We start from the raw sequence: 22,467 nt of genomic DNA, 5'->3' as shown, positions 1-22,467 counted from the left end.
AGGTTAGGGGTCATGAATCAGTACCCGACACTGTGGCGCTATGTTTTACTTGTTTCACTTGTGGTCATTAGTGTGATTTATGCACTCCCTAATTTGTATGGCGAAGATCCCGCCATACAAATTAGGGTAAAAGAGAATGCTTCAATTTCAGAGACAATCAAAAATCACATTGCTTCAATTTTAAGTGCTCAGCATCTGTCTTATCAATCTATTCAGAGTACTAAAAATTTTATCTTAGTGCGCTTTCACGATACGGAAACTCAATTAAAAGGACACGATCTGATTCAGGCTATTGTAGGTTCGGATTATTCAGTTGCCTTGAATTTGGCACCTCGAGCGCCTAGATGGTTTCAGGCAATTGCAGCAAAACCTATGCGATTGGGATTGGATTTGCGTGGAGGTATTCACTTTTTATTAAAGACTGATGTTGATGCAATGGTAAAGGCTCAGGAAACAGGTGATTTACATGCTGTGGCGAGAGTCCTGCGAGAAAGACAAGTTCGGTATACTGATATGTTGAGCGATGCACAGGGTATCAGCATTTATTTTCGTGATCAGTCATCGCGAGATAAAGCTATTACATTTCTAAAAAAACAGTTTTCTCACTATGAATTTAAAAAGAAAGGGCTTGCACTTCAGGGCACTATTTTAAAAACAACATTGCGACAAACACAACAAAACGTGATGGATCAAATTATCATGATTTTGCGGATGCGAGTGAATGAGTTAGGAGTAGCGGAACCGGTTATTCAGCAGCAGGGAGTTAGTTATATTAGCATTGATTTACCAGGCATTCAGGATACAGCGTGCGCTAAAGATATTATTGGCAAAGTAGCCACTATTTATTTGCAATTAGTAGACGTAGACCACAATGCTCAAATGGCAGCAAAAACGGGCGTAGTTCCCCTTGAGTCGAAACTCTACACGTATGAAGGTTATCCTATTTTGTTAAAGGGGCAAATAGTACTAAAAGGAACTTCGATTATCAATGCATCTAGCATTATTGGTGAAAACGGCCGTCCGGCTGTCCAAATTCGTGTGAGTGGTGATGATATATCTTCCTTTAATCGAATAACGGCCGAAAATATAGGAAAACCACTTGCTGTCGTTTATGTCGAGACACGAACTACACGTCATTTAGAAAACGGCAAAATAATTACTCGATATCGAAAAATAGAGCGACTTATTAATGTAGCAACTATACAAAACGCTTTAGGTAATAGTTTTCAAATTACTAATTTGTCCACGATGGAATATGCGAAGAATTTAGCATTGTTATTGCGTTCAGGTGCATATCCAGTTCCAGTGTATTTTGTACAAGAACGTGTAGTAGGGCCTAGTCTCGGAAAAGAAAATATTCATATAGGCGTTTTATCGACAGAAATTGGCGCTTTGGCGGTAATTCTATTTATGGCATTTTACTATCGTCTGTTTGGTGTAATTGCTGATGTAGCGTTAATGTTGAATATCATGTTTATTATCGCTGTCCTATCGATTTTGGGGGCAACGCTAACATTACCAGGTATTGCTGGTATCGTTTTAACTATGGGTATGGCAGTGGATGCGAATGTCTTAATTAATGAACGTATCCGTGAAGAGTTGCGTGCCGGCATGTCGCCTCAGGCAAGTATTAAAGTAGGCTATGAGCGTGCTTTTATAACTATTGTAGATGCTAACATAACCACATTGATTGTGATGTTTGTTTTATTCGCGTTAGGCTCAGGTCCTGTACAAGGTTTTGCAGTTACCACGAGTATCGGTTTACTGTCATCTATGTTGACGGCTATCTTCTTCACCCGTTCAATAGTTAATTTGATTTATAGGCGTAACCGCATTTCGAATTTGTCTATTGGTATCAAGATACAACCTATCAAGGATCAGCGATAATGGAATTTTTTAAGATGAATATCAAAATTCCATTCGTTCGCCAACGTAAGTGGGCGGGCACTTTTTCGGTGATTATGTTTGTAGCTTCGATTCTCTCGCTTTCAATTTACGGTCTTAATTTGGGTTTGGATTTTACAGGTGGCATGCAAGTGGAGGTTAATTTTTCTAACCCCATCGATACTGCAAAAATACGTAAGAATTTAGTAGAACAGGGATTTTATCAGGCAGTAGTGCGTGGTTATGATGTTCGTCACATTTCTGTCCGAGTGGCGCTCTATAAATATTTAACACAAGAACAATTAAAAGCGAGATTAATAGCAGCTATGCCAACCGCTCAAATAACTTCCTTGAATTACATTGGTGCGCAGGTAAGCAAGCAGTTAATGATGAATGGAATTTTAGCTATCATTGTTGCGTTAATTACCACGATGATTTATATCGCGTTACGATTTGAATTACGGTTTGCGTTGAGTGCTGCTATTGCCTTAATTCACGATCCTATTTTTATTTTGGGTATTTTTTCTTTTTTTCACATTGAATTTAATTTAATTGTCTTAGCTGCAGTGTTGACCGTCATCGGGTATTCTTTGAATGATACAATTGTCGTTTATGATCGTATTCGGGAAAATTTCCGTAGGATACGTTGCGGAACACCATCAGAAATTATCAATTTATCTATTAACCAGACGCTTTCACGGACTGTTATAACATCAGGATTAGCTTTGTTGGTAGTTATTACTTTATTTATTTTTGGAGGAGAGATCTTGCGCCCTTTTTCTTTGGCATTGATTGTTGGGATTGCTATCGGAACTTATTCTTCAATCTATGTCGCGGGTTCTTTAGTAGTAGCTTTTAAACTAGATCGTCAGCATCTTTTGCGTTTACCTAATGAGATTGAAGACGATTTGCCTTGATGTGAGATTTCTTGATCACTGGTTTAAAATTACCCTCCTAAGCCTCCGCTTTTGATGCAATAAACGACAGCAACCGCCAGAGTTTAATCGCACTGTGATAAACTAGGATTAAAACTAATATCTTGAGTTTTACTGCTGCCCCTATTTAAAGAAATGAATTTATCTTTGACGATGTATAAACTATTTACACTAAATGAAAGACAATCGAATATGGGCTTATCCACTGCGTTATCAAAAAAGATCTGAGATCGGTAAATTACAATTATTAACTCCATTTCTAGAAACACAAAGTCAAAAGGAATTTCATAGATATATCCTGAAATCTACCTCAGGTGCAGGATACACACACGGTCAAGGCAAATTATGTCTGTTCGCAATAATTATCTTTGAAATAGTTTCTAACAGTGATTTATGAACTTTTAAATTTCCTGAAATAAGTGTTCCATTTTCCATATAATCATTTTTTCCATAAAAATCAGTTACAAAGCCACCAGCTTCTGTAATCAACAAAACGCCAGCAGCTATATCCCATGGTTTTAATGACATTTCCCAGAAACCATCCAAACGTCCTGAGGCTAAATAAGCTAAATCTAGCGTAGCAGACCCAGCACGACGAATTCCGATTGTTTTTGGGAAAATAGCTTTAAATGTTTGAAGATAAATGGGGAAAAATTCTTTTTCTTTAAACGGAAAACCAGTTCCAACTAATGCAGCATCTATTTTCTGACATGAACTGACCCGAATTTTACGGCTGTTTAATTGCGCACCGCTTCCACGAACAGCTGTAAATAATTCCTGGCGCAATGGATCATAGGTAACAGCAACTTCTAATTTATTGCGATATTTTAATGCAATCGATACGGCAAATTGCGGGAAACCATGAATAAAATTGGTGGTTCCATCGAGAGGGTCAATGATCCAAATATACTCTTCATTTTTCTTTTGAAGTCCTGATTCTTCAGCTAATATACTATGATTAGGATAAGATTTTTGTAGAGTTCGAATAATTTCTTGTTCAGATAATTCGTCGACCTGGGTTATAAAGTCGTTACGTTTTTTTTCATTGATGTTGACAATATCCAATCTATCTACAAATTGCACGATAATACGGCCTGCATGGCGTGCTGCTTGGATAGCTATATTGAGCATAGGATTCATTCAGTTACCTCGAGATTCACAAACGCCAAATGATACCATGGGGGATGTAAGATCTACAAAAGTCGAATCCGTCGTTTGGGAATATGTGAATCGTTTCGGCTAATGCGAGTCATCTTGGTAACTGAGTGATATCAATGCTTATAATGCATGTGATGAAGAATGTCAGTTTTTAAGTTATCTGATTTAACTTAGATTTTTCCTCATAAGCAAGTGATGGCTCGTAGCTCGTTAGTTAGTTAGACGTAGACCTACTATTTTAACAGCGGTGTTATAAGCCGATGATTTCGGAAGAAACTTACAAGATGTAATCTTGCAAGGCGGCAGTACTAAAAACTAACGCTTATTCTGAAACGCTATAAGTAGGCATCTAGAGAAGTAAAGATAGACTTTGTTTTTGATCAGGGCGAATAGACAACCGATGAGGATCAATAAAAAACTTTTTCTTTGTCATTAACTATGTCACCATCTTTGTCTAACACAATTACTGGAAAAAACTATGGAACCGTTAGAAAATAGTTCTACGGTTGGAAAGATGCTGGGTTTTTTCGCATAAATAAAACTTAAATTTATTAATACTAATTCACTAGAAATGTTAAGGAATCGTTTGAATCATCTATTCGATCGTATATAAATTGACGAAACGGAATTCGATGTTTTGAGAAGTGTTTCAAGTGTGGTTCATAAGCGAAGGAATTATTGATAGAATGAATTTGAAAACTAAGGGGAACCTAGTGCTTGTCATCTCCGCGAAATAGGGAGCTAATGAGAAGAGTCACTGATTGTTAGCTTCTGAATTCCTATTTTTCGAGAATAGTTAGGGGAAGATATATAAATGTGAACAAAATACACTACATCAAGGAATATTTATCAGTGAATGAACTTAAAAATTTAGATAATGAACCATTAATTCCAGCATCAACAACGCTATCTGAGCTTACCACAAAGGCGATTATATTATCTATTTTATTAGCAATTATCTTATCAGCAGCTAATGCTTATCTTGCTTTAAAAATTGGCACTACTATTTCTGCATCCATTCCTGCGTCTGTATTTGCGTTGGGTATTTTGCGTCTTTTTAAACAGCATAATGTTCTAGAATGTAACTTGGCACAAACAGCGGCATCAGCTGGTGAAGGAGTAGCTGCAGCAATCGCTTTCGTCTTGCCAGCTATGATTTTTCTCCATATTTGGAAAGGATTTTCTTATAGTGAAACAGCAATTATTACTTTCTTAGGAGGATTATTAGGTGTTTTATTTTCAATCCCTTTGCGTCGAATTATGTTGCATCTTCCAGCGCTTCGTTTTCCGGAAGCGACTGCCATTGGAAATGTGCTTAAGGCCAGTGTCCAGGGAGACGCGGGATTGAAATTGTTGGCTCAGGGCGGATTACTGGGGAGTCTCGTCGCTTTTGCGCAAACCGCTTTGAATGTTGTTGCTGATAATTTGCAATTATGGGTGTATGCAGGAAAAACGATTTTTGGATTTGCGTTGGGCTTGACTCCAGCAACATTAGCAGCTGGCTATATTGTGGGTTTTGAGGTCGCCGTGAGTTTGTTAACAGGTGCGGTTATAGGATGGTTAATTATTTTACCATTTATTGGTTTGTATTATGGGTTAGCGACGAATATTACTTCAGCATATGATGCTGCGACCCAACTATGGGATACTCATCTTCGTTTTGTAGGCGTAGGAACTATGTTAGTCGGCGGCGTGTGGACGCTTTTTCGGTTGATTAAGCCTATTTCGAAAGGCATTCATCTTTCTTTTGTTGGCTTCCGCCGTCAAGACTTAGAGGGAACAGTTGGAAGGCCACTGCGTACTGAAGCCGACATGCCTTCAATCTGGATTCTTCCCGGTGTTCTGGTATTAGCATGTCTGTTGTTTTTTTATATTTTTCATTATCTTCATGATGTAATCATAATAGCTAGTAATTACCTATGGTTAGTGACTTTAATTTCAGTTATTTTTGTTTTAGTAATCGGATTCTTGTTGGCGACTATCTCCAGTTATTTTTGTGGGTTGGTAGGCTCCAGTAATAATCCATTATCGGGTTTATTAATTACTGCTATCTTACTATTAGCCTTTTTATTTTTACTGCTGTTTCGTGCCGATATTTCTCTAAATGCGCGCTATTTCTCTTCCGCAGTGATTATTATTGCTACGATTCTTGCTTGCATTGGTTCGATTACAGGTGAAAGTATACAGGATCTTAAGGCAGGACAAATGCTAGGAGCCACGCCTTGGCGGCAACAATTTATGATGGCAATGGGAGTAGGTGTATCTGCATTGGTTATCGGCCCAGTGCTCCAACTTTTATTTAATGCTTACGGAATGGGGGCGTTTATCCGCGCCCAGGGATGGACCCCACCCAAATGCTGGCCGCTCCACAAGCTGGTTTAATGGCTGCAGTTACTCAAGGAGTGTTAATGAGGCATCTGAATTGGAAAATGATTGTTCTCGGCGGTTTAGTGGCTATTATCATTATTTTTATTGATGAATGCTTGAAGCGGCGCAATTTTCGGTTACCAGCTTTGGCTGTTGGATTAGGGATTTATCTTCCTCCTGAAATTATCACACCGGTAGTTGTTGGTGGTATAGTTAGCTTTTTAGTCAAAAAACCATGGCAGCGAAAAAAGCGCACCTCTGAACAAGAACAAGCCGTAACCCAATATCATCAACGAGGTGTACTGATGGCGTGTGGGATGGTAGCCGGGAGCGCTTTGATGGGTGTCGTTTTGGCTATTCCATTTGCCATAATTGGTAGCGCGAATGCCCTATCTATTGCTGGCCCTCGTTTTGTTCCAATTGCAACTATCTTCGGTTTGATTATATTTTTAGCGCTTTGCTTTTGGTTTTATAGAATTGGACGCAAACCATGAGCCCACCTATTTATTTGGATTATATGGCAACAACGCCACTGGATCCTGCTATCGTTGACCAGATGCTCCTCTGTTTAAAAAAGAAGGAGTTTTTGGTAATTCTGCTTCGGAAAACCACCAGTATGGTTGGGAAGCTCAACAATTGATCAAAAACGCACGGGAATCAGTGGCAAGCTTGGTAAACGCCGATTCGCGAGAAATTATATGGACCTCAGGTGCAACGGAATCAGATAATTTGGCTATCAAGGGTGCTCTAGATTTTTACCAACGCCGGGGTAAGCACATGATTACTTTGAGCACGGAGCACAAAGCAGTGTTAGATACTTGTGCTTATCTAGCTTCTCGCGGATTTGAAATCACTTATTTAGATCCAGAACCCAGTGGTTTAGTAAACATCGATCATTTAAAGGCAGCTATTCGGCCTGATACGGTATTGGTTTCAATAATGCATGTTAATAATGAAACGGGCGTTATTCAGGCTATCAATAGCGTTGGTGCAATTACTCGAGATCATGGCATCTTGTTTCATGTAGATGCGGCGCAAAGCGTGGGCAAAATTCCAATCGATTTAAAAAATTTGCCTGTAGACTTGATGTCTTTTTCGGCGCATAAAATTTACGGTCCTAAAGGAATTGGTGCTTTATATGTCCGTCGTACACCACGTGTGCATTTAACACCTTTGATTCACGGTGGCGGCCACGAAAAACGATTGCGATCTGGAACATTACCAACGCATCAAATTGTGGGAATGGGAAAAGCATTTGATTTGGCAAAAGCTTGTTTAAAAGAAGATACGCAGTATATTAATGGCTTGCGTGATCGTTTTTTGGAGGGGCTCACTCGATTAGAGGGTGTCCATATTAATGGAGAAAGAGCTCCTCGAATTCCTGGTTGTTTCAATATTTATTTTGATGGCGTCGAAGGAGCTTCTTTACTTCTTAGCTTGCAAAAAATCGCGATTTCCAATCGCTCAGCTTGTAGTTCCGCGGCATCTACTCCTTCACATGTGCTAACCGCTATGGGTCTTAGCCGAGAGCAAGCGAATAATTCTATTCGTATCAGTTTTGGACGATTCACCACTGAAGCAGAAATAGACGAAGCTGTACTACATATCATTGAACAAGTAAATCGTTTACGTCAAATATCCCCAATTTGGGACGCTGTAAAGAAAAAGTTATGAGCCGACATCATTTCCTCATTTAAACATGCGCTACTCTAAAGAAGTCATCAATTATTTTTTTGATATCCGACATGCGGGTACTCTCAATAGAAAAAGTGTGAATGTGTGCTATGGTGAAGTAGGTAGTGCTTTGCAGGGTTATTTGTACCGACTATATTTGCGTTTTAAAAACGATAAAATAAGAGAAGCTAAATTTCAGTCATATGGTTCGCCAATCACAACGGCAGCATGTGAATATGCTTGTCGTTGGGGAGAAGGAAAGGCATTTGAGGAAGTAAAGCAATTGAATGCTGATCAAATAAAAAACGCGTTGAATTTGCGTTCTTTTGAGCTTTATATATCTACTTTAGTTGAGCAGCTATGGAAAAAAACGATTTTTGGGAAAAATAATGTTTTTCCTAAAGAACCGAGCCATCACTTCCGCCTCTTATTCAGACTTTAGGTGCCTTTATTTTACGTGGACATAAGGTTGCGATTTTAGCCATTACAGAGCCTTTGATAAGATTATTTAATCTCTTGGTGAATATTACAGTTCTGGAGGCAGTATATTTTGCAATAGTGCTCAACTTCTGTTCCAGGATTGTTGACAATTAAATAGCCAGCCTCATTTTCGCGATAGTACGTTCTAGTTAAATATACTTAAGATTGATCAAGGGTAGGTGACATCTGGTTTATGATAGTCAATTTTCCAACATTCCATTACAGATTTTAGAGTACGAGAGTGCGATAGTCTGCTGAATGATGAAAAGCCTAAAAGACTTTCTCGTGCAAAATAAACTAGTCTAAAGAGGCTATATGCTGGATTCACCAAAAGCCTTTCCAAAAACAAGTCTTATATTACTTATGGACCGACTTTAATTCTTTATAAATATAGGAATGCTTAAAGGTTGCGGAGTAATTTTTTAACTTTTGCGCGGGTTGCAGAGAATTAGTGTGAAAAATTGCGTCTGCACTAACATTCCCGGCTGCTGGACATACATGTTTATTTTATTTTGCCGACATCTAAAAATCCAGCAGTCTATTTTTTATCGCTTTTCAAGAGGGAAAAGTATAAACTTTTGTAGTTAACAAATGAAAATTATCGTTTTTTACAGAATATGAAGACACCAGATAAATAATGATTCACTGCTGTGGCTCTTTTCTGGGACAGTATAACATGGTTGATTACGTTGTACTAGGCGAGTAGCTGCACCCAAACAGACGGATCTACACCAAAAATCAAGGCGTCAAATTCCATCAATTTGAGCTATAGATTTTATTCTATGAAATAAAAAGTATGGCGTTTGTGGGCTTAATGAAAGCGGTGTAGTATCTATGTATTCTTGTGTTTTCGCAATTGATGATGCGTGGTGAGGATATATAAAGGAGGGGGTTATGTATACAGAAACTATCGACTACCGAGACGGCAATACTCAGTTGGAGGCATATGCTGCTTATGATAATGTTATTAGGGAAAAACGACCTGCGGTTTTGATTGCACATGCATGGGGAGGGCGAGATGCTTTTGTGGAAGAAAAGGCACGGCGATTAGCAGAAATGGGATACGTAGGTTTCGCGATAGATGTTTATGGAAAAGGCGTATTGGGCGATGGAATTGAAACTAATAGAAAGCTGATGAAGCCATTTATAGATGATCGAGTCCTATTGCGACGTCGCTTGTTCGCTGCTTTGGAAACTGCAAAAAAACTTCGTGTAGTGGATTCCAATAAAATAGCGGTGATGGGTTATTGCTTTGGCGGTCTTTGCGCACTCGATATAGCACGAAGCGGAATAGATTTAAAAGGGGTAGTTAGTTTCCACGGCCTTCTAAAATCGCCTGAAAATATACCTACCAAAAAAATAAAAGCAAAAATCTTAGTATTACAAGGGTATGATGATCCGATGGTTCCATCGGATGCGGTACTGGCTTTTGAAAAAGAAATGACAAATTCTGGGGCGGATTGGCAGTTACATATTTTTGGTGGGACTATGCATGGTTTTACCAATCCTGAAGCTAAAAATCATGATTTTGGTATAGTTTTCAATGTATTAGCTGATAAACGCTCCTGGATTGAAATGACCTATTTTTTTCATGAGATCTTTGCATGACAATTCTAGTTAGCGTCAAACGTATTATCGATTTATTTTACGTTGCATAGAAGAATGTAATTATTTGACGGCGGTCAGCACGTTCTGGAAATATCCTGCCTCACGTTGCTACAAGGTTAGATGTATCACAACTCATTAATATTATTGAAGTTGTTTATGAAAAAAACCATCGTCATCCACTTTACACTGGTAAAGTGATTGCGACCATGTGTTCACAGGAAAAAACAAGTGATTACGGTAAGAAGCACGACATTTAGTCTAGCCATAATAATAATTCAATCAGTTCTGATTCGCGAAATAGTAAACGAGGTAAGTAATTGCTCAAAAACTTTATTGTACCGGGGTATATCTGGAGCTATATAGAAAATGATTATCGAAATCAATGAAGATCCTGATGTACCGATTTTCTAAATTACCGTATGGTTTGATTAAGATTTAGATGAAATATTATCAAAATGGGAAAAGACATTTTCTAATAGAGGTTATTAAAAATAATTTTTGGAGAAAAAGTATGCTAGTAGGTATTCCAAAAGAAGTAAAAACTGAAGAATATCGAGTGGGATTAACTCCTTGTAGTGTTCGAGAAGTAGTGAGCCATGGTCATCAAGTGATTCTGGAGCGGAATGCTGGAGATGCCATTAATTTCACAGATGAAGCATACCGCGCCGCTGGCGCGGTTATCGTTGACACACCAGGAGCGCTTTTTCAGCAGGCTGAAATGATTGTCAAGGTTAAAGAGCCACAACTGAGTGAATACAATCTCTTGCGTGAAGAACAAATTTTATTTACTTATTTGCATTTAGCGCCAGATCTTCAACAAGCTGAGGCATTAATGAAGTCGGGTTGTATCGCTATTGCTTATGAAACAGTGACCTCAAAAGAAGGCGGATTGCCTTTACTTTCCCCAATGAGCCAGGTAGCGGGACGGCTGGCGATTCAGGCAGGCGCACATTGTCTGGAAAAACCATCCGGAGGGAGTGGCATTTTATTAGGAGGCGTGCCTGGCGTTTATCCTGGAAAGGTAACTGTTATCGGAGGCGGCGTAGTGGGCACAAATGCAGTTCGAATGGCTATGGGTAAGAAGACTCAGGTAACTGTGTTGGATAAATCTCTACGTTGTTTACAGGAACTCGATTCCCAATTCGGTGGTCATTTGAATACGGTTTATTCGACAGAAGGCAGTATTGAACAATATGTAATAGATGCAGATTTGGTGGTTGGTGCTGTTTTGGTGCCTGGTCAATCCGCACCGAGGCTTGTTTCACGAGACATCTTAAAACGTATGCGTTCAGGGTCAGTAATAGTGGATGTGGCGATTGACCAAGGAGGTTGTTTTGAAACCAGTCAACCAACCACGCATAAATTACCTACCTATGTGATTGATGGTATTGTTCATTATTGTGTGACGAATATGCCAGGTGCTGTTCCAAGGACATCAACTTTGGCCTTAAATAATGCAACATTACCTTTTGTTATCGCGTTGGCAGATAAAGGATATCATAGGGCATTATTGGACGATCCTCATTTAATGAATGGATTGAATGTTTGTCGAGGTCATATCACTCATGCAGGTGTGGCCAAGGACTTAAAACAACCATTTATGCCAGCATTGAAGTTACTAATTGAGTAAAGCATTAAATAGGCCGTTTATGAAATTTCCGGGTGTATGCTACGCACATCCCCACCACCAAATGGTGGGAGTGCGAAGTAGTAAGAGCGGTCAATTCGATATTTCGCATACGGCGAATTAAATTTTTTATGAAGATAAGATGGCTCATCAGCTTTTTGTATATTCGGTATCCAGATTCATCTCGTAAAGGGATATTGTTATCAGAACACTGATTGCCACTATCCACACGAAAGCAGTATGATAGATAGTGCGTGAAAATTGTTTTTCTTCGATCTCATTATATTCGATAATTTTGCTGAGTAGGAGATTCTTTTGGCCTCTTATGTTTGTCTATTTTTAGATCAATAAAAGTGATGGTAAATAGGATCAAACCGATAATAGCGCCGACGACCAAAAAGTAAGAAAAGATACATAGCCCAAAGATGAATAAAATAAAAAAGGTGATCACATCAATGATCGGCATGATCTCTTCCCACAGGCGACGCAATATCTCTGACATACAAACGATTATATCATCATTTTTCTTAATTAAAGAAACAAAGGTATCTAACTTAAATATTCTTTAGAGAACGGGTGATGAAATTTTTAAAATTTTTTTATTTAGCCATCATAGTGCTATCGACATTAAGTGTCCCAGTCAAATTTCTGTTCAGAAAAGGTGGATTTAACTTGATATACCGCTAATGGAGCAGCGGAGATTCCATAACGACCCCTAGCAATCTCTCTGTAAGCTGTGAAATTCGACACAAATCGGTATAGCATCTCTCAGTCGTAAGGCTTTTCTGAATCGCGCGTGCTTCTTATCATGCGTTCTCTATTTATTGATACATCTACGCTCAGAAACGCCATGTTCGCTAAATTTGCTGCTTTCCGATTTCAGTTCTTTTGATTATTTAGATGTGTGGTCTTTAATTTTGACTTTCTTTGAGAAGAGTGCTTGGATTCTTTATTTTCTCGTGATAAAGTAAAATGAAATCTTTTTGCTTTTGAAAGAAGAGTGCTTAGTAAAATAAGCTTTTCGCAGTTTCCATTAAGGAGATCCCGCCTTTGAATTCAGATGCTATGAAGCGCAGCCTCGTTAGTGTTGCGCTTGCTTCGGTTGCTATTGTTATTGTCTATTTGCTAGTACCTTCATTTCCTATTATCCCACGTGGTGTTTTTTAACAGTAGCTCCTTCAAAGATGTCATTCGTTCCCAGTGAAGTCAATTTTTATAATCCGGTGACAGCGCCTTGCGCGTATAAAAAAATAGGTTACATTAATGTGCAATTTTACTCGAAAGGGGCAACCCCAGAAGGGGAAGCCCAATTGCAGCAATACGTGAGAGAAATAGCTGCGAAAGCTGGGGCTAATGGTGTAATTGTGATGTTGTTTGGGCATACTATACCTGGTGCGGTGCGAGTGGCATTATCTTCGTATGTTTTTCGAGGAACAGCTATTTATGTTATTCCGAATGTTTGAGAGTGAACTATGATATTTAATTTTCTTAACATTCTCGCATTGCTGACAATTTTCTCTGGCGTTATTTGTTTTGTTGATATTATTTGGCATCGCGTAAAAAAATTCCCCAGGCTAAAAAAGTCGAGGTTCCTATAATTATCGATTGTGCGCGCTCCCTCTTTCCTATTTTACTAGTTGTTTTAATTATTCGCTCTTTTTTATTTCAACCTTACCGCATACCGACAGGCTCTTTAGAGCCTACTATCGTACCTGGTGATTTAATTTTGGTTAATCAATATGATTACGGTTTGCGTTTGCCGCTATGGAATAAAAAAATCATTGATGTGACTGAACCCAAAAGAGGGCAAATTGCGTTATTTCGTTGGCCAGTGAATCCCGTGGTCACTTTTGTTAAGCGCGTTGTTGGTTTGCCGGGGGATCATATTAGCTATCAAAATAAAGTGCTTTATATCAACGGAAAGGAAGTCCCTCAAAAATTTATCAAAGACACTTTGGAAATTGGGGATGATGGTAATACATGGAAAGCCGAGGAATATGAAGAGGATTTAGACGATACTAAACATTTCATTATTCTTCGACCTGATCGACCAGCCCAAGATTTTAAAGGTTTTATTGTGCCAAAAGGGCAATATTTAATGATCGGTGACAATCGTGATGACAGCGACGATAGTCGCTCATGGGGAGCTGTGCCACTTCAGAATTTTATTGGCCATGCTATAGTAATTTGGATGAGTTGGGATTCTCAGAATTATCGCGTCCGGTGGGAACGGATAGGAAACCGCTTGTAGCTCGTCTAAAGCTTGACCATTTTCTTTGGATCAGTTGCTTTATCAAATTCTTCCGGTTTTAAATAGCCTAATTGCAATGCTGCTTCTTTAAGGCTGGTATTCTCTTCATAGGCCTTTTTTGCAATCTGTGAAGCCTTGTCATAGCCAATAATTTGGGTTAGTGCCGTAACGAGCATGAGGGAATTATGCAAGTAGGCTTCAATTTTTTCTTTGTTTGGTTTGATCCCAACCACACAATGATCGTTAAACGAACGAGAAGCATCAGCTAATAAGTAAATTGACTGTATTAAATTATAAGCTATCACGGGTTTGAACACATTCAGCTCAAAATTACCTTGTGAATCGGCAATAGTAATTGTTGCATCATTTCCCATGACTTGTACGCATACCATTGTCATCGCTTCAGCCTGAGTAGGATTGACTTTGCCAGGCATAATAGAGGAACCGGGTTCATTTTCAGGAATAGAAATTTCCCCAATTCCACAACGTGGCCCTGAGGCTAACCAGCGAATATCGTTGGCGATTTTCATCAATGAACAAGCAAGAGTTTTTAAAACACCACTGATGAGCACAGCTTCATCATGTGCTGCGAGTGCAGAAAATTTATTATCCGCTGAATAAAAAGGAAGTCCTGTCAATTTGGCGATGTGTTTTGCGACCTTTTTAGCAAACTGGGGATGGGCATTAAGACCTGTGCCCACAGCTGTTCCGCCAAGCGCTAACCGATAAAGGACTGGCAGAGTTTGATGAATAGCCTCCAGATCGTGATTTAATTGTGCAACATACCCAGAAAATTCCTGCCCTAATGTTAAAGGAACAGCATCTTGTAAATGTGTTCGGCCAATTTTAATAATATCGATAAAATCATTCGATTTTTTTCTAATGCATTACCTAGCATTTTTACCGCTGGAAGAAGTTGGTGAGTGATCATTTCAGCACTGGCAATATGTATGGCAGTGGGAAATGTGTCATTTGAAGATTGCGACATGTTAACGTGATCATTAGGATGAATGGGGTCTTTGCTGCCTAATTTTCCACCTGCTAGTTCAATGGCGCGATTACTAATGACTTCATTCACGTTCATATTCGTTTGCGTACCACTCCCAGTTTGCCAGATTTTAAGCGGAAAATGGTCATTTAGTTTGCCTTTAATAATTTCGTCAGCTGCCTGTAAAATAAAACTCGCTTTTTCTTGAGGTAATTTACCTAACTCAGTATTAGTAAGTGCAGCTGCTTTTTTTAAAATACCAAAAGCGCGAATTAATTCGAATGGTGCTGTTTCGCGACCAATAGCAAAGTTAATTAATGAACGCTGCGATTGTGCACCGTAATATCTTTCAATTGGTACTTCAATCGTGCCCATGCTATCAGACTCTATCCGTATCCCCATGTCTTTTCTCATTTATTTATATAATAAATCTGGTGCCCCGGACAGGATTTGAACCTGTGACCTGTCCCTTAGGAGGGGACTGCGCTATCCAACTGTGCTACCAGGGCTATTATTATAGATCTTTAAGGATAATATAATATCACATGATAGTTTCTCATTGACAGCGAAGCTCATCGAATGGAAAAATACAAAAGATAAGGGGTAGGTATGTGATATTTTAGTAATTCTGCACCAATTGGAGATCAATTAAGATTATAGTCAATCATGGCTCACTTTGTATCTCTTCTTTGGGCCACAGGCTCGCAATGTTAACATAGCCATGAATTGGTTTGTCCTAGTATTTTTACTGAAGCTGCGGATTTGATTTTATCCAAAACACAGATAAAGCTTGAACAACCCGCCTTTCTTTTCTTTAATTATGTATTAGAAATGGTATATCAACATGTTGTTGAAAGGAGGTGAATGATATGAATAGAAGTGAGAAGATGGGTGCATGCAATTAATTAATGAGCACTTAGGGAAAGAGTACTATTTATTTTATTAAACTTAATTTTGACCATAACGTTTCATTTACCGAAATTGTGAGTGGTATCCTCCGGTATGGGTTGATCTCTAATAAAAACTATTTAAGTGGGTTATTATTTGTTGTTGAAACGAGCTAAGAGGTCCTAGTGATTAAACCTTATCAAAAAAAGATCCCTACCAAGAACGAGAAGCTCATTTGTATGAACATCCAATCGCGAGTCGCGAGTTTATTATTCAATATTTAAAAGAAATTAATCGACCTGTGAGTTTTAAGCACATAGCTCAGGCATTTAATTTAAAGCAGACGGAAGAAAGAGAAGGGTTGAATAGACGATTAATTGCGATGGAGCGCGATGGTCAATTGATCAGCAATCGGCGAGGCAGTTATGCGTTGGTTAAAGAAATGGAACTCGTTCGTGGTCGTGTTCAGGCGCATCGCGACGGTTTTGGATTTTTAATTCCGGATGATGGTTCTAGTGATATTTTTTTACCAGGTCGCGAGATGCGTACGGTATTCACAGACGACATTGTTTTAGTTCGTATTAGCAATCCTCAGGAGCGTAAACGCGAAGGTGCTATTGCTGAAGTTCTAGAAAGAAATACCCACCAAGTAGTGGGGCGTTACGTAGAAGAAGGGGGGCTCGCTTTTGTCGATCCTGATAATCAATTAATTACGCAAGATATTCTGATCCCACCAGGGAAAGAAGATAAAGCAAAACTTGGCCAATTTGTAGTTGTTGAAATCATTGTACAGCCAAGTAGACGACGCCAACCGATGGGGCGCGTGATTGAAATATTGGGAGATCGTTTAACACCAGGTATGGAAGTTGAACTGGCCATTCGCGCTTACGAAATTCCTCATCGATGGCCAGATGAAGTTTTGCGTGAGTCGCTGGGGTTTTCTGCAGAAGTGTCAGACCGCGATAAAGATGGGCGTAAGGACATACGACATTTGCCCTTTGTGACTATTGATGGGGAAGATGCAAAAGATTTTGATGACGCTGTTTATTGCAAACCTAACGTAGATGGTTGGGAGCTCTATGTAGCCATTGCTGATGTATCTCATTATGTAAAAATAGAGAGTGCACTTGAAAAAGAAGCGCGGTTGCGCGGCAATTCTGTTTATTTTCAGGCAAAAGTCATTCCCATGTTGCCTGCAGTATTATCTAACAGCTTATGTTCGCTTAAGCCTCACAAAGATCGCTTATCGATTGTTTGCGAAATGCATGTTACGAGACAAGGTCAGGTTAGTCGTTATCAATTTTATGAGGCTATCATTCATTCTCATGCACGATTAACTTACAATCAGGTAGTAGCAATGTTGCGTGGCGAACAAACAAAACATCAGGAAATACTGTCAGATATTAAAAATTTGTATAAGTTGTATCAAAAACTATCGAAGCAGCGTATTACGCGTGGCGCTATTGAATTTGACACAACAGAAACCCGCATCGAATTTAATCAGAAAGGAAAGATTAAGCGTATTTTACCAGTCACTCGTAATGAAGCACATCGTATTATTGAGGAATGTATGTTGCTGGCAAATGTAACGGCTTCGCATTTTTTACAGACAAAAAACACTCCAACCTTGTATCGTGTTCACGAAGGCCCAGACGAACAAAAACTGCACGATCTCAAACAGTTTCTTCGGGGATTCGGCTTGCGTTTAACTGGGGGGATAAGCCAACGCCAATGGATTATAACAAATTGCTATTACGCATTGAAAAAAGGCCTGATGCTCGTTTGCTGCAAATGGTAATGCTCCGCTCGCTTCGCCAGGCTATTTACACTCCAGAGAATTCTGGCCACTTTGGCTTATCGTATGAACACTATTGTCATTTTACTTCACCTATACGCCGTTATCCTGATTTGATTGTTCATCGCGGTATTAGATACATACTACAGAAAAAATCTTCGGAAAAGTTTTACTACGAGGAACAAACTTTGACGAGTTTAGGCGAGCATTGCTCAATGACGGAACGGCGTGCTGATAGAGCTACCAGAGCTGCGGTAGATTGGCTAAAATGCGAGTATATGTTAGACAAAGTAGGGCAAACTTTTGATGGATGTATTGTAGACGTCACGGGTTTTGGTGTTTTTGTAGAACTAGATAATATTTATATCGAAGGCCTCGTGCATATTACCGCGTTAAAAAACGATTATTACCATTACGATCATGTTCATCATCTCTTGCGAGGTAAAAGAAGTGGCCGGGTATATCGGCTTGGCGATTCTATCCGGGTAGTTGTGGCTCGTGTCGATCTTGATAGTCGTAAAATTGACTTTATACTTGAATGTGATTAAATGGAGATATGATACCACTCTATCATGGTCGCCAAATTCGTGACTTAGAACGTTTAGCGATAGAGGCATCGGTTGTTGATGATGATGAGTTAATGCTGCGAGCAGGGAAAGCTGCTTTCGATGCCCTTATTGCGCGCTGGCCTCAAGTTAAAGTCATTACTGTTTGCTGTGGGAAAGGCAACAATGGAGGAGATGGATTTGTTATTGCTCAATTGGCTCATGAGTATGGTTTGAAAGTGACTGCTTATTTGGTTGGGGAATCGACGACCCAATTGCGTGGCGCCGCAGCGAAAGCTGCGAAAACCTGCCAAGTGCCGATTCGACCCTTTCCTGAAGTGCTTCATTTTAAGGGAGATGTTATCGTGGATGCACTCCTTGGAAGCGGACTGTCTGGCGAAGTAAAAAGTCCTTATACGAAAATTATTAAAGCCATCAACAAAGCCTCTCAATCAAAGTTGGCAATCGATGTTCCCTCTGGAATCAACGCAGACACTGGAGAAGTTCAAGGTTGTGCTGTCAAAGCAGATTTAACGATAACCTTTATTGGATTGAAACGGGGGTTGTATACAAATCAGGCTCCTGCTTATTGTGGTAAATTGTTATTGGATGACCTAAATTTCTCAGATTCTTTATTTCTGCGAGTTCAACCTAAAACCTATTTATTGCAATGGCAGAATCTGCGCTCTTTATTACCAAGGCGAGAGCGAGATTCCCACAAAGGCACTTATGGGCACGTGTTAATTGTCGGTGGCGATTATGGAATGGGTGGTGCAGTGCGAATGGCTGCTGAGGCGGCTGCTCGGGTGGGCGCTGGTTTGGTTACGGTCGCTACACGTCCAGAGCATGTTTCTGTCGTTAGTGGATCACGTCCTGAATTAATGTGTCATCAAGTAGCTGAAGCTAACGATCTCGATCCGTTAATTGATCGGGCGATGGTGCTTGTAGTAGGTCCTGGTTTAGGAACATCTGACTGGGCAAAATCTTTATTAAATAAATTATTAGATAAAAAATTTCCTAAAGTACTTGATGCAGATAGCTTAACTCTCCTGGCAGAACATCCACTCAAAAGAGATGATTGGATATTAACGCCACATCCTGGTGAAGCGTCCCGCTTATTAGGTGTAACTTGTCAGGATATACAACGAGACCGTTTTAAAGCAGTTACTGCTTTGCAAAATAAATATCATGGTGTCGTTGTGCTGAAAGGGGTAGGAACGCTCATCAAAGGAGATAGCGAAATCATTTATGTTTGCCCAGTTGGCAATCCAGGGATGGCTTCTGGTGGAATGGGTGACATTTTAAGTGGTGTAATTGGCGGATTATTAGCGCAACGATTAAGCTTACTGAAGGCGACTGAGCTTGGAGTTTTCATTCACTCATTAGCAGCAGATTGTGCTGCGGAAGAAGGCGGAGAACGTGGATTATTGGCGTCCGATTTATTACCCCATTTAAGATTGTTAGTTAATCCGACGAAGTAAACGGCATTGACATTACAATCTATACAAAAAATTATTTCAACCGAAAAGGCGATGTTAGATTTAGGTGAAGCGTTATCTTCTTATTGCCAATCAGGAGATGTTGTTTATTTAACTGGAGGACTAGGTGCTGGGAAAACCACGCTCATTCGTGGTTTTTTACGGGAGTTGGGTTATAATGGTTTTGTTAAAAGCCCGAGTTATACCTTAATTGAGGTCTATAAGTTGAAAGCTTTTGATGTAGTGCACGTGGATCTATATCGGCTTACTGACACAGAAGAATGTTGGAATTTAGGTTTAAGTGATTATTTAAAAAAAGATTCTATTCTTTTGATAGAATCACCAGAAAAAGCGGGAAAATTCCTACCACCACCAATTTTTTGTATTGAAATTGATATTATGGACAACAAAAGATTTGTGAATGTAAATGTTATGCCCTCTTGTAATTTGAGCACAGACTTTGACAAAAAATAATTCCTTTCTCAGAATCATAAAATGTAAGGAAAGGAAAACTTGCCAAAGACATGTAGGTATTGTTAATGTAGGGTTATGCGAATATACTGGGTTGTTTTATACTTATGGTTAGCATTCCCGTTAGGAGCACTCACTAATATCAATAAAATTAATAGCTTGCAATTTTATTCTAATATTGCATATTATAAATTAATTTTTAAAACGACTTCCCCATCCCGCTATCATTTTTTCACCTTAACTAATCCTAACCGTTTGGTCTTCGATATTCAAAACGCGCATCTCGCCTGTTTTTTCCCACCCAAATTATTTAAACAAACTCCCATCAAAGATATACGAACCGCAATTCATAAAGATAACATTTTAAGAATGGTTTTTGACTTAAAATATCCAATAAAGATCAACGCATTTGTATTAAAAGGTAACCACAAAAATTCTCCCCAATTAGTCATTTATCTTTTAGCTAAAAAACCTAGTGATACCTATGATTGTTTAAGTAGGTCTAACTTGAAATCAAAAAACAAAACACCTTTCCATAAAATTTTACCTTATCGATCCCAAGATGTCATTGTAGTCATTGACCCGGGACACGGTGGTTGCGACCCGGGACACGGTGGTTGCGACCCGGGAGCAATAGGTCCTGGAGGAGTTCACGAAAAGGACATCGTGTTAAAAATTTCTCATGATTTGAAAAAGGACATTAATCGACAGCCAGGATTTAAAGCTTATTTAACACGAAATGGCGATTATTATTTAACTCTGCGTCAGCGGTTAGCTATTGCCAGGTGTTATAAAGCAGACATGTTTATTGCTATTCATGCAGATGCGTACAAAGATCATAAGGCTCAGGGCGCTTCGGTGTTTGCATTATCTTTACGTGGTGCTACTAGTGAAGCAGCGCGATGGTTAGCAAAAAAGAAAATGAATCGGAGCTTATAGGTGGAGTGAATTTGACTGATAAAAATAACTTATTAAAGTCCGTATTAATTAATTTATCTCAAACAGCGACCATTCACGCAAGCTTATTGATTGGAAAGCAAATTATTCACGCGCTTAACTCAACGTTAACCTTGCATCATCATTGTGTTGAACAAGCTGCTTTCGTCGTTTTAAAATCTCCGGATATCACTTCGCTTTTAGTAGAAACTGGTTTTATTTCAAATACTTATGAAGAGCATCGTTTATTAAAACGTATATATCAACGACGAATTGCTTCTGCTCTAATGCAAGGTATTCGAGATTATTTTGTTCACAGCCCCCACCGGGAACCTGGCTTGCAGAACAAAAATTCGCAATTAAGCGAAGGGGGGCCGCTAAATGAATAAAGAAAAATCGCTTGTTATTTGTTTGATGGGACCGACTGCCAGTGGTAAAACTAGTTTATCGATTATGTTAGCGGGGCAATTTCCATTAGGGATTATCAGTGTAGATTCTGCCATGGTTTATCGTGGCTTGGATATTGGTACAGCTAAACCACGAGCTAAAGTGCTTCGCAAAATATCACATCGTCTAATTAATATTTGTGATCCTTCACGTCCTTATTCCGTAGGTCAATTTTATAAAGACGCTTTACGAGAAATTAAAGCTATTCATGCTAAAAATCATATCCCTTTATTAGTGGGTGGGACCATGCTGTATTTTAGTATACTGCAGAGGGGATTTTCTGATTTACCTATTGCTGATGAGAATATTCGAAAAAAATTCAGCTAAAAGCAGATACAAAAGGCTGGCCCGTGCTTTACAAAAAATTAAAAAAATTGATCCAGCGTCAGCTGCACGTATTAACCCAAATGATGCTCAACGCATGAAACGGGCCTTAGAAGTGTATGAAATAACCGGACAACCTTTATCATATTGTCAAATAGCAAATCGATTTAATGCATTGCCCTATAATTTTGTCAATCTGATTATTGCTCCGAAGGATCGAGAATTTTTGCATCAGCGTATTGAGGAACGTTTTGATCAGATGCTAAAAAATAATTTTTTAGGAGAAGTAAAGAAACTTTATCAACGCAATGATTTACATACTGATTTTCCAGCTATTCGCACAGTAGGTTATCGACAGATGTGGCAATATCTCAGTGGAGAATACAGTTTGGAAGATATGCGTCATAAAGCCATTGTTGCTACGCACCAATTAGCTAGACGTCAACTTACATGGCTAAGACGGTGGCCAGAATCAAAATGGTTTAACAGCGAAGATGAAAATTTAATGAATTCAATCGTTCATTACTTGAATAAAAAATATCACTTTCCTTCTTGCACGTTTTGAAACGTGTGCATATATTACACTTTTATTACCTCCTTTCGGTTATCAC

The 22,467-nt window shown here is 39.1% G+C and carries 15 protein-coding genes, 1 tRNA gene and 5 pseudogenes; 17 read left to right on the top strand and 4 right to left on the bottom strand.

Annotation, left to right across the window (positions count from 1 at the left end):
* Window positions 1–12 precede the first annotated feature (12 nt).
* Entirely contained in the window at window positions 13–1,887 is a 1,875-nt protein-coding gene (gene secD / locus LG660_RS01250) for a protein translocase subunit SecD (RefSeq protein ID WP_258267565.1), read from the top strand.
* Window positions 1,887–2,801 (top strand): protein translocase subunit SecF, encoded by a 915-nt coding sequence (secF, locus tag LG660_RS01245; RefSeq protein WP_258267564.1) that lies wholly within the window; start codon window positions 1,887–1,889, stop codon window positions 2,799–2,801. The genes secD and secF overlap by 1 nt, the downstream gene beginning before the upstream one ends.
* A gap of 351 nt (window positions 2,802–3,152) precedes the next feature.
* On the opposite strand, the gene LG660_RS01240 is transcribed toward secF, so the two are convergent.
* Window positions 3,153–3,959, bottom strand: a complete 807-nt coding sequence (locus LG660_RS01240; RefSeq protein ID WP_258267563.1) for an inositol monophosphatase family protein — start codon at window positions 3,957–3,959, stop codon at window positions 3,153–3,155.
* An 870-nt stretch (window positions 3,960–4,829) separates the two neighbouring features.
* Between LG660_RS01240 and LG660_RS01235 the strand changes: the two genes are divergently transcribed.
* From LG660_RS01235 to ald, 6 genes and pseudogenes are all read left to right on the top strand, one after another.
* Entirely contained in the window at window positions 4,830–6,359 is a 1,530-nt protein-coding gene (locus LG660_RS01235) for an OPT family oligopeptide transporter (protein WP_258267562.1), read from the top strand.
* Window positions 6,332–6,838, top strand: a complete 507-nt coding sequence (locus tag LG660_RS01230; protein WP_258267561.1) for an OPT/YSL family transporter — start codon at window positions 6,332–6,334, stop codon at window positions 6,836–6,838. The genes LG660_RS01235 and LG660_RS01230 overlap by 28 nt, the downstream gene beginning before the upstream one ends.
* Window positions 6,835–8,018, top strand: a pseudogene (locus LG660_RS01225) (IscS subfamily cysteine desulfurase). Before LG660_RS01230 ends, LG660_RS01225 begins: the two are co-directional and overlap by 4 nt.
* Window positions 8,019–8,043: 25 nt before the next feature.
* Complete coding sequence (locus LG660_RS01220) at window positions 8,044–8,460, top strand: iron-sulfur cluster assembly scaffold protein (protein WP_258267560.1); 417 nt, start codon at window positions 8,044–8,046, stop codon at window positions 8,458–8,460.
* A gap of 932 nt (window positions 8,461–9,392) precedes the next feature.
* The gene (locus LG660_RS01215) at window positions 9,393–10,106 is read left to right on the top strand and encodes a dienelactone hydrolase family protein (RefSeq protein WP_258267559.1); all 714 of its coding nucleotides are present in this window, start codon (window positions 9,393–9,395) and stop codon (window positions 10,104–10,106) included.
* Between the two features lie 511 nt (window positions 10,107–10,617).
* Complete coding sequence (gene ald, locus LG660_RS01210) at window positions 10,618–11,736, top strand: alanine dehydrogenase (RefSeq protein WP_258267698.1); 1,119 nt, start codon at window positions 10,618–10,620, stop codon at window positions 11,734–11,736.
* Between the two features lie 277 nt (window positions 11,737–12,013).
* Here the strand turns inward: ald and LG660_RS01205 are convergent, their stop codons facing one another.
* Complete coding sequence (locus tag LG660_RS01205; RefSeq protein WP_258267558.1) at window positions 12,014–12,235, bottom strand: hypothetical protein; 222 nt, start codon at window positions 12,233–12,235, stop codon at window positions 12,014–12,016.
* Window positions 12,236–12,917: 682 nt separating this feature from the next.
* Here LG660_RS01205 and LG660_RS01200 point away from each other — a divergent pair.
* A complete protein-coding gene (locus LG660_RS01200; protein ID WP_258267557.1) occupies window positions 12,918–13,196 on the top strand; it encodes a hypothetical protein in 279 nt (92 codons plus the stop codon).
* A 9-nt stretch (window positions 13,197–13,205) separates the two neighbouring features.
* A pseudogene (gene lepB / locus LG660_RS01195) lies at window positions 13,206–13,984 on the top strand (signal peptidase I).
* A 5-nt stretch (window positions 13,985–13,989) separates the two neighbouring features.
* On the opposite strand, the pseudogene fumC reads toward lepB, so the two are convergent.
* Both fumC and LG660_RS01185 read right to left on the bottom strand, forming a co-directional pair.
* Window positions 13,990–15,368, bottom strand: a pseudogene (gene fumC / locus LG660_RS01190) (class II fumarate hydratase).
* Between the two features lie 36 nt (window positions 15,369–15,404).
* A tRNA-Arg gene (locus tag LG660_RS01185) sits at window positions 15,405–15,481 on the bottom strand.
* A gap of 761 nt (window positions 15,482–16,242) precedes the next feature.
* Between LG660_RS01185 and rnr the strand changes: the two are divergent.
* The 7 genes and pseudogenes from rnr to miaA all read left to right on the top strand — a co-directional run.
* Window positions 16,243–17,744 (top strand): annotated as a pseudogene (gene rnr, locus LG660_RS01180) (ribonuclease R); the annotation flags it as partial.
* 126 nt (window positions 17,745–17,870) lie between these two features.
* A complete protein-coding gene (locus LG660_RS04500) occupies window positions 17,871–18,203 on the top strand; it encodes a S1 RNA-binding domain-containing protein (protein WP_507136697.1) in 333 nt (110 codons plus the stop codon).
* Window positions 18,204–18,211: 8 nt separating this feature from the next.
* The gene (locus LG660_RS01175) at window positions 18,212–19,681 is read left to right on the top strand and encodes an NAD(P)H-hydrate dehydratase (RefSeq protein ID WP_258267556.1); all 1,470 of its coding nucleotides are present in this window, start codon (window positions 18,212–18,214) and stop codon (window positions 19,679–19,681) included.
* 6 nt (window positions 19,682–19,687) lie between these two features.
* Window positions 19,688–20,152 carry a tRNA (adenosine(37)-N6)-threonylcarbamoyltransferase complex ATPase subunit type 1 TsaE gene (tsaE, locus tag LG660_RS01170; RefSeq protein ID WP_258267555.1) on the top strand — a complete coding sequence of 155 codons (465 nt, stop codon included), beginning with the start codon at window positions 19,688–19,690 and terminating at the stop codon, window positions 20,150–20,152.
* Window positions 20,153–20,227: 75 nt separating this feature from the next.
* On the top strand, window positions 20,228–21,088 hold the full coding sequence (locus LG660_RS01165) for an N-acetylmuramoyl-L-alanine amidase (RefSeq protein WP_258267554.1): 861 nt from the start codon (window positions 20,228–20,230) through the stop codon (window positions 21,086–21,088).
* Entirely contained in the window at window positions 21,052–21,474 is a 423-nt protein-coding gene (locus LG660_RS01160; protein ID WP_258267553.1) for an N-acetylmuramoyl-L-alanine amidase, read from the top strand. Before LG660_RS01165 ends, LG660_RS01160 begins: the two co-directional genes overlap by 37 nt.
* 25 nt (window positions 21,475–21,499) lie before the next feature.
* A pseudogene (gene miaA / locus LG660_RS04395) lies at window positions 21,500–22,421 on the top strand (tRNA (adenosine(37)-N6)-dimethylallyltransferase MiaA).
* Window positions 22,422–22,467: the final 46 nt, after the last annotated feature.

Origin of the sequence: Coxiella-like endosymbiont, assembly GCF_024730665.1 — a bacterium.
Taxonomy (GTDB): domain Bacteria; phylum Pseudomonadota; class Gammaproteobacteria; order Coxiellales; family Coxiellaceae; genus Coxiella.
Note: the sequence above shows the minus strand (reverse complement) of the source record. Positions and strands in the feature narration are given on the sequence as shown.

Coding starts and splice junctions, on each gene's coding strand:
- LG660_RS04500 (WP_507136697.1), top strand. CDS start 17,871: ATGACGGAACGGCGTGCTGATAGAGCTACCAGAGCTGCGGTAGATTGG.
- LG660_RS01220 (WP_258267560.1), top strand. CDS start 8,044: ATGCGCTACTCTAAAGAAGTCATCAATTATTTTTTTGATATCCGACAT.
- LG660_RS01200 (WP_258267557.1), top strand. CDS start 12,918: ATGTCATTCGTTCCCAGTGAAGTCAATTTTTATAATCCGGTGACAGCG.
- ald (WP_258267698.1), top strand. CDS start 10,618: ATGCTAGTAGGTATTCCAAAAGAAGTAAAAACTGAAGAATATCGAGTG.
- secD (WP_258267565.1), top strand. CDS start 13: ATGAATCAGTACCCGACACTGTGGCGCTATGTTTTACTTGTTTCACTT.
- LG660_RS01205 (WP_258267558.1), bottom strand. CDS start 12,235: ATGTCAGAGATATTGCGTCGCCTGTGGGAAGAGATCATGCCGATCATT.
- secF (WP_258267564.1), top strand. CDS start 1,887: ATGGAATTTTTTAAGATGAATATCAAAATTCCATTCGTTCGCCAACGT.
- LG660_RS01230 (WP_258267561.1), top strand. CDS start 6,332: ATGCTGGCCGCTCCACAAGCTGGTTTAATGGCTGCAGTTACTCAAGGA.
- LG660_RS01215 (WP_258267559.1), top strand. CDS start 9,393: ATGTATACAGAAACTATCGACTACCGAGACGGCAATACTCAGTTGGAG.
- LG660_RS01160 (WP_258267553.1), top strand. CDS start 21,052: ATGGTTAGCAAAAAAGAAAATGAATCGGAGCTTATAGGTGGAGTGAAT.
- LG660_RS01240 (WP_258267563.1), bottom strand. CDS start 3,959: ATGAATCCTATGCTCAATATAGCTATCCAAGCAGCACGCCATGCAGGC.
- LG660_RS01175 (WP_258267556.1), top strand. CDS start 18,212: ATGATACCACTCTATCATGGTCGCCAAATTCGTGACTTAGAACGTTTA.
- LG660_RS01165 (WP_258267554.1), top strand. CDS start 20,228: ATGCGAATATACTGGGTTGTTTTATACTTATGGTTAGCATTCCCGTTA.